Annotated in this window: 7 protein-coding genes; 1 reads left to right on the top strand and 6 read right to left on the bottom strand. The window is 42.8% G+C overall.

Going from position 1 to position 9,683, the window contains the following annotated elements; translation table 11 throughout:
- Positions 1 to 114: 114 nt before the first annotated feature.
- The 6 genes from pulA to I2D56_RS09590 all read right to left on the bottom strand — a co-directional run bounded on the left by pulA (position 115) and on the right by I2D56_RS09590 (position 7,693).
- Entirely contained in the window at positions 115 to 2,166 is a 2,052-nt protein-coding gene (gene pulA, locus I2D56_RS09615; protein WP_195214250.1) for a type I pullulanase, read from the bottom strand.
- A gap of 8 nt (positions 2,167 to 2,174) precedes the next feature.
- Positions 2,175 to 3,158, bottom strand: a complete 984-nt coding sequence (locus I2D56_RS09610) for a LacI family DNA-binding transcriptional regulator (RefSeq protein WP_120701465.1) — start codon at positions 3,156 to 3,158, stop codon at positions 2,175 to 2,177.
- A gap of 11 nt (positions 3,159 to 3,169) precedes the next feature.
- Positions 3,170 to 3,982, bottom strand: coding sequence for a DUF1189 domain-containing protein (locus tag I2D56_RS09605; protein WP_195214249.1), 813 nt, complete (start codon positions 3,980 to 3,982; stop codon positions 3,170 to 3,172).
- A 233-nt stretch (positions 3,983 to 4,215) separates the two neighbouring features.
- Entirely contained in the window at positions 4,216 to 5,058 is an 843-nt protein-coding gene (locus tag I2D56_RS09600) for a sugar ABC transporter permease (RefSeq protein WP_023024736.1), read from the bottom strand.
- A 1-nt stretch (position 5,059) separates the two neighbouring features.
- Entirely contained in the window at positions 5,060 to 6,355 is a 1,296-nt protein-coding gene (locus I2D56_RS09595; RefSeq protein WP_023027397.1) for a sugar ABC transporter permease, read from the bottom strand.
- Between the two features lie 81 nt (positions 6,356 to 6,436).
- A complete protein-coding gene (locus tag I2D56_RS09590) occupies positions 6,437 to 7,693 on the bottom strand; it encodes an extracellular solute-binding protein (protein ID WP_117744835.1) in 1,257 nt (418 codons plus the stop codon).
- Positions 7,694 to 8,161: 468 nt separating this feature from the next.
- Between I2D56_RS09590 and malQ the strand changes: the two genes are divergently transcribed.
- On the top strand, positions 8,162 to 9,679 hold the full coding sequence (gene malQ, locus I2D56_RS09585) for a 4-alpha-glucanotransferase (protein WP_195214248.1): 1,518 nt from the start codon (positions 8,162 to 8,164) through the stop codon (positions 9,677 to 9,679).
- Positions 9,680 to 9,683: the final 4 nt, after the last annotated feature.

Genomic DNA, 9,683 nt, shown 5'->3' with positions numbered 1-9,683 from the left:
AGTAGGGCTGTAAAAGCTGATGAAATCAGCGTAGTAGAGCCCACTCAACCACTGCGTCTTGCTCGACAATCCAAAGACAATTGAGAGGCTAGGACTTTTGTCCCAGCCTCTTTTTTATGCTTGTTCTACCAAAATCCAACTATAGGCTGGAATGGTGAATTCTCTTTGAGAAATTTGTTGCTCTCTAGTATAAACATGGGGGTGAGCAATTGCTAATCTAGCAGGCTGTTTGAGTGAATAAGTCCACTCTTGATCCCCCAGGTTGACCAAGATAAGAAGTTTGCGTCCATCTTTTTCGATGCTGTAAGAGAAAGTGTTTTCCGAAGTCCAGGTGACTTGACAGTAGTCTCGAATGTCTTGGGCCTTCTCTAGGTGGAGGAGGTCTTCCTCTTTACGATAGGCAATCAATTCACGAAGGAACTGAATATCTCTTTCATAGGCTGTAGAAGAAAGCCAGTCTAGTTGATTTAGAGCATCTGGAAGATTGTAAGTATTTTCTTCTAAGCCTTTGCTGCGATAGAACTCTTGGCCAGCATGTAGGAAGGGAACGCCTTGAGACAAGAGGACGAGGTGCAAGCCGAGACGGGCTTTAGCCTGTCGCTTCTCCTCTGAAATGTTTGGATCTTCAACCTTGAGATAGTCAAAGAAGGTTGCGTTATCGTGGCATTCCACATAGTTAATCGCCTGTTGAGGACGCACAAAGTGGGCTGCTCCTTTGAGCCCGACATTGCCAGTCAAAATATTGGCAAGATCATTGGCCTGATAGCGACTTTCTACACGTCCTTCTTTCAAGATGCTTCGTTTAACGGTATCTCGGAAGTTGTCACTGAAAAAGCCATAAGGACGAAGGTGACTGGCATTGTATTGATGAGCCAGGAGTTCAGGATCCAGTCCGGTATCCATCTTCCACCCTTCCCCATAAAGGTAAATGTTGGGGTAAATAGCGCTTAATTCTTCTTGAATTTCCACCATGGTTTGGCGATCAAGAATGCCCATCAGGTCAAAGCGGAAGCCATCAAATCCGTAGAGTTGAACCCATTGTTTGACAGATTGTTTGATATAGTTGCGAACCATAGCTCTCTCGCTCGCTACATCGTTGCCACAGAAGGTTCCGTTGGTTCGTTGGCGGTCTTGGTCATAGCGATAAAAGTAGCCTGGGACAATTTGCTCAAAAGCAAAATCGTCAGAGAGGTAAACGTGGTTATAGACGACGTCCATGATGAGACTGAGGTCTGCCTTATGGTAGGCATCAATCACTTGTTGTAGCTCAAAGATCCGTTGGTAAGGATCATTTGGCTGGGTGCTAAAACTTCCTTCAGGGACATTGTATTGGACAGGGTCATAGCCCCAATTGTAACCAGCGACAGGGTTGGTTTCATCCACGCTCCCAAAATCATAGAGGGGCATGAGCTGAACATGAGTAATGCCTAGGGATTTCAAGTAGTCAAAGCCAAAGGTCTGGTTTCCATGTTTAGGAGATTCTAATAAGGCTGGGAAGGTCCCAGGGTGTTGGAATCCTGCTTCTTTTTGCATGGAGAAGTCCCGGACACTCAGTTCATAAATAATGGCCTGAGTCGGATCCAGTTGTGTCGTTGCACGCTGAATGGGGCGCTCAATCTTGTGGCGGTCGATGACATAGCTAGCTCCTGAATTGGCTTCAGAAGAAAGGGCATAAGGGTCATGAACGATATGGGTTACACCATTGACCTGATGCTGGTAGTAATAAGAGGCTTTTTCCCAATCTCCCTCGAGTACTAGACGCCAAACTCCTTTTTCTGTCCGCTCCATCGGGTAGGCAGTTTGGTTGATCAAGAGCTCAACCTCTTGAGAGATAGGAGCCCAGAAGGCAAAGGTCGTTTTTTCTTTTGAGTAATGAGCTCCTAAATCCTCTCCATCATAAGCATAAAGCTGATCAAAGATGGGTTGACGGACGATATCCCGGAAGTGGAGGAGGCAGGACTCTCCTTTACCATTTGAAAGAGTATAGCTTTGACTCATGTCGATGGGAAGGGGGCTTCGAAGAGTTTTTTCTTCCTCCGTCGGCAGGAGTTCAATCGTTTTCGAACCAGACGTCAATGTAAAAGGAAGAGAGGCCATTACGCTCTCTCCTCCTTCCACGCGAATCAAGTCTTGGTCATCTAAATAAGCTGAAAAATGAGTTGTCATAGGTTCTCCTAAAGTTCAATAATCGAATGTTCAATAAGCTGTCTGTAGCAAACAGTTTTGTTTTCCTTGTTGTCCTTAATAATTTGGAGTAAGGTTCTGACAGATTCACGTCCTAATTCAACCGTATTAATATCAATATAGGCATCAATTGGAATCCGTGGTTTAATAGAGTCGAAGGAAATAATCGGAAGATCGACTTGTTTATCGCTCAGGTATCTCCGGACCCCTTCGGCAACCAGAATATCCGTTGTCATGAGTGCTTCGAGTTCTTCAAAAGGCAGGGTATCCATGATTTGGTAAGAATTTTCTTCGAGCAAGAAACCAAAGGAGAACTTGACCAATTCTTCACGAAGAGGGATTTGATGACTGGCCAGAGCTTCTTGATAACCCTTGTAGCGGTCTTGAGAAACAGCCAATTCCTTATTTCCTCCAAGGAAAGCGATATGTTGGTATCCCTTGTTGATAAAATATTCGGTCGCATCAAAGGCTGCTTTAACATTGTCGTTATCGACTAAGGATACAAAAGGGGAAGTTGCTTTCCCTAAAATCAAGAAAGGAAATTTATCTTCAATACAGAAGTCAACCAGAGGATCATTCAATTTGGAATAGAGGAAGATGAGTCCATCCACCCGCTTACCATAAATCATTTGTTTGAGTTGAGCGAGGCGGTGGGGTTCATTAGCCCCTGTACAAATCTGAATCGCATAGCCATGATCAGAGGCGACCTGGCTAATCCCACGGAGGACCGTAGGGAAGAAGGGGTTTTGGAAGAACACATCACTTTCATCGGGCAAGACAAGGGCAATCACCTGACTGGACTGGCTCACTAAGCTACGAGCATTTAGGTTTGGATGGTAATCCAGTTCTTTCATGGCAGAACGAACCCGCTTTTTAGTGGCTTCACTGATGGTAGATTTATTTTGAATCACTCGTGTAACGGTAGATGGTGCAACGCCAGCTAGTTTGGCGACATCTTTGATGGTGACACGCATAAAAGACCTCCCTAAGGTTTGTAATCTGGATCCCGGAAATGAGTCTTATAGAAGGCAAGCGCTAGGAACAAGACAAATAGGATATTTTGGATCAAGATGGTTGTGGTAAAGACTTGGTGGAACAATAAACTGACCAGGACGCTGGCAAGAATAGGCAATCCAAGACAGTTGAGAGTGAAGTTGAAGCATTCTTTGAAGGTCTTGAGAGAGAAGAGACGTGACTTCCGTGTCAAGAAGAGGAAGAAGGAAGCTCCAAATACTAAAATTGCAAAATTCACAGCAGATAAGAAACCTGAGAAGAGGACGAGGAAGAGGCTAACGGCCAATCGATTGGCTTGGAACCAATCTTTGGAAATGGCTTGGCTTAAAGCATCTTTGTTTTCAAGACTCTTTTGATTGATTGCCTGATAAGGAATGCTTGCAAGTTCTTTATTTTCTCTGCTAATTACTAGTTGGGTCTTATCGAAATAGAGGGTTAATTTTTCACCTAATGAAGTCCCTTCGTGATGACCGATGATAACATGGCCAGCTTTGTTCTTATGAACTCCAAAATGACTGTTATAGACTAGTTCATGCTGGTCAATACGGACACTTTCTTTCAAGTCTTTCATAACATCCTCCGTTAAGGGATCAAAGACATCGCTAACGAAGGTAGTTAAGGGGTAGGTCTGGAGTTCTGCATTTTGAACGGCGACAGGAATGAGGGTCAAGGATAGAAGAAAGAGTGAGGTAAAAATCATTTGGAACCAACTGAGTTGTTTGCGGTTAGCAAATGCTTTTCTAACCTTAAAAAGGCTGGAAAAATAATTAAATGGATAGGGCATGAATTGACCTTTCTAATCTCCGAAATGGTGGAGAGCATAACAAGATTTTATCCTTAACCAAAGATGGGAGAGAGACCGGTAGCAAATCAAGCAATTTGCTATACTTGTCCCACTCCCATCCTTTCCTTAAAGATAAAATTTATGTGACTGAGAAAAATTCTCCTTCTTTTTTTCAATGATGGAAGTTGTACCTATTCATGGAAGGTGACAAACTTCTGATAGAAAACCTTATTTTATCCTTTATCCCCACCAGCTGTCAAGCCTGAAACAAAGTTCTTTTGGAGGAAGAAGAAGAGCACACAGATTGGGACTGCAATCAGAATCGCACCTGCCGCAAAGAAGGCAATCTTTTGATTTTTTTGGTCGCTGATAAAGGTTTGAAGACCAACCGCTACCGTGTAGTTGATTTCGTCACGAAGCAAGAATTTAGACAAGATGTAGTCTCCAAAAGGTCCCATGAAGGCCCAAAGCGCTTGGACCGCAATCATTGGGCGAACCAATGGAAGGACGATTTGCCAGAAGCGACGGAAGTGTCCAGCACCATCCAATTTTGCAGATTCATCAAGTGAAATTGGGACGGTATCGAAGTAACCCTTCATCAACCAAGCGTTCATGGGGATTCCTCCACCGACATAGAGGAAGATCAGGAACCAGCTGTGGTTCAAGGCGTTCAACATCAAGGCCATAACGAAGAAGGCAGTCAAAGCAGCCATGGTAGGTACCATTTGGATAATCAAGAAGAAGACCAAACTTTGCTTACGAGCCAAGAAGTTATAGCGGCTGTAGGCATACCCTGCCAGGGTAATGATAGATGTTTGAGCAACCATGGTAATAATGGCGATAATCAAGGTATTGAGATACCAAGTGCCATAGAGGGTATCCGTAAAGAGTTTTTGGAAGTTATCAAAGCTGAGACTGCCACTGAAATCAAGCGTAAAGGCACTGACGTTACCAGTTTTGAAGGCTGAAAGAACCGTAATCAACAAAGGATAGATGATAACAATTGATAGGACAACCAAGTAGAGGTAAGTCAAGAAATGATTAAGGCGGCGTTTAAATTGAACTGAATTTTTCATTTTACACATCCTCCATATCAAATGCGTGCAGTTTCTTGAAGGCGATCATCGAGATCGAGATCACAATCAGAGAGATAATCAACGTAACCGCAGCAGCCATTGAGTATTGAGGTGATGAGTTCGTTGTCAATTTATAGATCCAAGAAATCAAGATATCTGTCGAACCAGCATTTCCTCCAACAGATCCAGGTCCACCATCGTTAAAGAGGTAGATAATGGAGAAGTTGTTAAAGTTGAAGGTGTATTGGCTAATGAGCGTTGGTGCCGCAACAGCCAAAATCATTGGGAAGGTAATGTTGCGGAATTTTTGCCAAGCATTCGCCCCATCAATGTAGGCTGCTTCATAAAGATCGTTTGGAATAGATTGCAAGATTCCCAGTGTCAAGACGTAAATGTAAGGGAAGCCGAGCCAACCTTGCATCATAATCAAAGCAATTTTTGTCCAGGTAGGGTCCGTTTTCCAAGGAATGAGAACCCCATCTAAGAATGGGAAAATCTTCGCAAATAGAGGAATGACTTGCGCATTGATGGCCCCGATACTATCGTTGAACATGTTTGAGAAGGTCAAGATAGTGATGAAGGCAGGGACCGCCCATGGAAGAAGGAAGATGACCCCAAAGATGCGTTTTCCTTTAATGAATGGTTGGTTAGAAATAATGGCTGTCAAGATACCAAGAACGATTTGAAGTGTTGAAGCTGCCAAGGCCCAGATCAAGGTCCAGCCTAATACAGATGTAAAGGCAGAACGGAAGGTACTCAAAGTCCACATGTTGGTGAAGTTTTGAAGTCCGATCCAATCAAGGAGCGTAAAGCGAGCTGTATGCTTAAAGTCGTAGTTGGTAAAGGCAATCATCAGGGTAACCAAAACGGGGAAGATGATTGCAAAGGTCATAGCAATATAAGAAGGGATGATCAAAAGATATGGGAAGCCATTTTCATAGATAGCATTCACCATCTCTTTTAGAGTCATCGGTACTCGAATGCCATTATTAATCCGCTTGGCTACAGTACCCGCATCTTTGATATTCAGAGCGTAGAACATCAAATAAACGACTGTGATAATTAAGTGGAAGGCACCACGGATTAAGATAAAAAGAGAGTTATCTTGTCCACGGACGGTACCGAGGGTGATGAGTTTGGACAATTCCCCCAAACCAAGCCCGAAAAAGTAAGCGAGAAAGACAAGCGTTACACCGAGAAAGATGTATCCTTTTGCTTTCTGTTTGTTATAGATTTGTCCCAAGCCAGGAATGAGGGATAACCACATTGCCTTTTTTGGATTTTGTTGTGTTTCCATATCGACTCCTTATATGTGAGCGGTCAGAGGCCACATCACAGCGAAAGGCTGGGAAAGATTCCCAGCCCCTTGGGAACTGTTTTACTTGCCACCGAATTTTTGTTCGATAGTTTCTTTGATCAATTTAACAGCATCGTCAGCAGCATCTTTAGCAGATTTCTTACCACTTACAGCGTCGAAGAGCATAGTTGCAGCTGGATCCCAAACAGTACTCATTTCAGAGATGTTTGGCATTGGTTGAGCATTTTCAAACTGTTTAACAACGGCAGTTGTCAACTCATCGTTTTTACCAACAGCGTATTCACGAGCTTCTGTGTTAGCTGGCACTTCGTTAGTCTTATCGTAGAAGGCTTTTTGTTGATCAGTTGAAGTCAAGAAGTCAACAAATTTTTGAGCTGCTTCAGGGTTATTAGCACCTGCAGGGATAACCCAAGCTTTACCACCACCGAAGGCAGAGTATGCTTTTCCGTTTGGAAGGGTAGGGATAGTTGCTACACCGTAGTTTACTTTAGCTTCTTTCAATGAAGATGCTTTCCATGGTCCATCGATGATGGCAGCTGTCTTACCTTCTTGGAATTGAGTTTGGATGAAGTTTGCAGCACCTTTAGTGTCTTGCAATCCTTTAGGCCATTTAGCGTACCAAGTTTTCGCGTATTCGATACCGTCGATGGCACCTTGGTTGTTCAAACCTACGTCTTTTGGATCTGTACCATTTTTACCGAAGACATATCCACCGTTACCTGAAAGGAGTCCGTATGCATAGTAGAAGTTTGTCCAGTCAGCAAGGAAGGCAGTGTTTTTACCTTCTTCACCAGCGAAGTCATACTTGCTGTCTTTTGCTAATTCTTCAAGTTCACCAAATGTTTTTGGAGCTTCTTGTAGGAGGTCTTTGTTGTAGTAAAGAACCAATGTTTCGATAACTGCTGGTGCTCCATATACTTTGCCACCGTTTGTTACAAGTGATTCAGTTGTTTTGTCAGTCTTGCTGTCTTTGTTCAATGTAACTTCTGCCAATTGACCGTCGTTACCAAGACCACCTACGCGGTCGTATGGTGCCATCATAACGTCTGGAGCTTTACCAGATTGGTTGTCAAGAGACAATTTGTCCAAACCACCAAGAGCGTCACCAGTCTTGATAGTTACTTTTGTACCACTTTCTTTTTCAAAAGCTTTCGCAGCTTCTTCCATATATGATTTGTAACCATTATCAACGTAGACGGTTAACGAGTTTTTAGCAGAAGAAGAATCCTCTTTTTTGCCTCCACAAGCTACCAAAAGAAGTGATGCGAATCCGACTGTACCAAGTACAGCAGCGCTTCGAAGAATTGTGCGTTTCATGATTTATTCCTCCTAAAGAATAAAAATAAGATTATTAGTTGAAAACGTTTTAGACAAACGTTTTCCTTAACACGAATAGTATATCACAGGGAGAAAACGTTTGCAAGCATTTGTGCAAAATTTTTTTAAAATTTTTTTATCTTCTATTATACACACAAATAGTTGACAAGAAAATGAGAAAGGGATACACTAGGCATAGGGTTAACATGCAGAAAAAACATAAAAGTTTAGGAAACCTCTTGCATAAACCACAGGATTACTTTATAATGGATAATAACGCAAACGTTTTCCTTAAGCGTTGCATAAAGATGATCTAGGGTCATTTATAAATAGGTTAAATTCAGTTCTATGTCTGATGACTGCTCTTCTTCAATTCTTTCTGAGAGTTGGAGTGGGATCAGAAACAGCATAGAAGGTTCGTCTATTTTCTTAAAACAAAAATATATTAAACTAAAGGTGGTACCCTCAATGAAAAAACGCCAAAGTGGTGTCTTGATGCACATTTCATCCTTGCCTGGGAAGTATGGAATCGGTTCGTTTGGCCAAGCAGCTTACGATTTTGTGGATTTCCTCGTTCGTACCAAGCAACGGTATTGGCAAATTTTGCCTCTCGGAACAACAAGCTACGGGGATTCTCCTTACCAATCCTTCTCGGCTTTTGCAGGCAACACCCATTTTATTGACTTTGATCTTTTAATTGAACAAGGACTCTTGGATGCATCTGATGTAGAAGGAGTTGATTTTGGTCAAGATCCAACAGAAGTAGACTATGCCAAGATCTTCGAGCAACGTCGTCCTCTTCTAGAAAAAGCAGTTAAAGCTTTTCTCAAAACAGGTGATTGGGATGACTTTGGCCGATTTGCAGAGCAAAATGCAGCTTGGTTGGAATTGTTCGCTGAATACATGGCCATTAAAGAACATTTTGAATTAAAAGCATGGACAGAGTGGCCAGATGCAGCGATTCGCGCTCGTCAACCAGAAGCTCTTGCTTCCTACCGCGCTCAATTGGAAGATAAATTGACTTACCATCGAGTGACACAGTATTTCTTCTTCAAACAATGGTTGAAATTAAAAGCATACGCTAACGACAACCACATCGAAATCGTAGGAGACATGCCAATCTACGTAGCGGAAGATTCAAGTGATATGTGGGCAAATCCACACCTCTTTAAAACAGATGAAAATGGGAAAGCAACCTGCATTGCAGGATGCCCACCAGATGAATTCTCAGCGACTGGTCAGCTTTGGGGGAACCCAATCTATGACTGGGATGCAATGGATAAAGATGGTTATAAATGGTGGATTGAGCGCTTGCGTGAAAGCTTCAAGATCTACGATATCGTTCGGATTGACCACTTCCGTGGTTTTGAATCTTATTGGGAAATCCCAGCTGGTTCTGATACAGCAGCACCTGGTAAATGGGTCAAAGGACCTGATTATAAGCTCTTTGCAGCAGTGAAGGAAGAGCTCGGTGACTTGAACATCATCGCAGAAGACCTTGGCTTTATGACAGATGAAGTGATTGAATTGCGTGAACGGACAGGCTTCCCAGGAATGAAGATTCTTCAATTTGCCTTCAATCCTGACGATGAAAGTATCGATAGCCCTCACTTGGCGCCAAACAACTCTGTCATGTACACAGGAACGCATGATAACAATACGGTTCTTGGATGGTACCGCAATGAGATTGACGATCCAACTCGTGAGTATCTTGCACGTTACACCAATCGTAAAGAATACGAAACTGTTCCACATGCTATGCTTCGTACGGTCTTTGCTTCTGTCAGCTTTATGGCTATCGCCACTATGCAAGACTTGCTAGAGTTGGATGGTTCAGCTCGTATGAACTTCCCATCTACCCTTGGTGGAAACTGGTCATGGCGAATGACAGAAGATCAATTGACACCAGCTGTCGAGGAAAACTTACTTGACTTGACAACCATTTATCGCCGAATCAATGAAAATTTGGTGGATTCAAACCAATAGAAAA

It is taken from the genome of Streptococcus australis (assembly GCF_015553625.1).
Classification (GTDB): Bacteria; Bacillota; Bacilli; order Lactobacillales; family Streptococcaceae; genus Streptococcus; species Streptococcus australis_B.
Note: the sequence above shows the minus strand (reverse complement) of the source record. Positions and strands in the feature narration are given on the sequence as shown.